Genomic DNA, 256 nt, shown 5'->3' on the forward strand with positions numbered 1-256 from the left:
GTTCAGCTGAGCCACCATCGTGTTGATGGTCGACTTGAGCTCCAGGATCTCGCCCTTCACGTCGACGGTGATCTTCTTGGACAGGTCGCCGTTGGCCACCGCGGTGGTCACGTCGGCGATGTTGCGCACCTGACCGGTGAGGTTGGCGGCCATCATGTTCACGTTGTCGGTCAGGCCCTTCCACACGCCGACGACGCCCTTCACCTGCGCCTGTCCGCCGAGCTTGCCCTCGGTGCCGACCTCGCGGGCGACGCGC

1 protein-coding gene is annotated in these 256 nt (G+C 65.6%); it reads right to left on the reverse strand.

Annotated elements, in window-relative coordinates; genetic code table 11:
• On the reverse strand, positions 1–256 hold a 256-nt coding region (locus KZZ06_RS21520; RefSeq protein WP_219581962.1), incomplete at both ends, for a HAMP domain-containing protein.

The organism is Sulfitobacter sp. CW3, from assembly GCF_019392245.1.
Taxonomy (GTDB): domain Bacteria; phylum Pseudomonadota; class Alphaproteobacteria; order Rhodobacterales; family Rhodobacteraceae; genus Sulfitobacter.